This window comes from Candidatus Jidaibacter acanthamoeba (assembly GCF_000815465.1).
Classification (GTDB): Bacteria; Pseudomonadota; Alphaproteobacteria; order Rickettsiales; family Midichloriaceae; genus Jidaibacter; species Jidaibacter acanthamoebae.
Genome location: NZ_JSWE01000219.1, coordinates 1 through 1,133, shown reverse-complemented (window position 1 = coordinate 1,133; position 1,133 = coordinate 1). Strand labels below are relative to the sequence as shown.

The following is a 1,133-nucleotide window of genomic DNA, read 5'->3' as shown; positions in this document are numbered from 1 at the left end:
AAGAGAAGATAGCTGAGGTTTTAGCTGATGGAGGTTATGATGGTAACAACACTTATGGATTTTTAGAAACTCAAAATATTAACCCGACAATCCCGCCTCCTAAAAATGCTAAAAACGCTAAGGCAGAACATAGGTCTAACACAATTAATTATATCAAAGAAAAAGGATACCATGCCTGGCGAAATAAGAATAAATACGGGAGAAGAGAAATTGTTGAAAACACTATTTACCGGTATAAAACTATTATAGGAGCTAAGCTAAAATCAAGAAAGTGGGATAACCAAGATGCAGAAACATTACTTGGTTGCTATATGCTTAATAGAATGACAACCCTAGGTATGCCTAAATCGGTAAAACTCATTTAAATAACAGGTGTATAGGGAATATATACTTCTAACTTTGATTTGAGCAACAAGGCCGGCACAGTTACAACAAATTAGAAATCTTGGGATAAATGAAACCGAGTTTAATTCCAATCCAGTGGAGCAGTTAATAAGTGCATTAATTGAAAAAATTGATTTCAGTACACTAATTAATTATACGACATCTCAAATACATGGAAAAACAAACACAGAAGATTATCTTAATGACTGTATTGATGAAGAAACTACCAAAACAGTCATAGAAAAATTATTACAAATCAAATTATTAGATTATGAAGAATTAAAACATAGAGCATTAAAAACTAAAGAGATATATAAGAAGATAAAAGAGTTTTTTATCGGTAGTAGGAATACGAAAGGTGAGATAGAAAAAACAGGCTTAATAAACAAGTTAGTTGAAGATTGTATAGAAGAGCTGGGTGGGTTGCCTCAGATTAAAGGAAGAGATGTAGTTTATTCTTTCTTCGGTATGGGATCAATGGGTTTGGGTACTATGACACCATGGTCTGATATGGAGTGAGGAATATTTATAGAGGAAGGATTAGGGGGAGAAGAGGGGAAGGTAAAAGAGTATTTTAGAAATTTAACAGCGCTATTACATATTAAGATCATAAGGTTTGGAGAGAGTCCTCTCAGGATGCTTGGAATAAAAGAACTAAATAATTTTAGGGAGACTGATAATAATGATTCTGAGCATAATTGGTTTTATGATAGATTAATAAAAAGTGGGTTTAGTTTTGACGGCCCACA

At 33.0% G+C, this 1,133-nt stretch carries 2 protein-coding genes; both read left to right on the top strand.

Annotated features, from left to right (window positions below):
* Nucleotides 1–365 (top strand): transposase (locus NF27_RS11515; protein WP_152606909.1); only part of this gene is annotated, 365 nt, incomplete at its 5' end.
* Nucleotides 366–480: 115 nt separating this feature from the next.
* Nucleotides 481–903 (top strand): hypothetical protein, encoded by a 423-nt coding sequence (locus NF27_RS10115; protein WP_039459224.1) that lies wholly within the window; start codon nt 481–483, stop codon nt 901–903.
* The last annotated feature ends 230 nt before the right edge of the window (nt 904–1,133 follow it).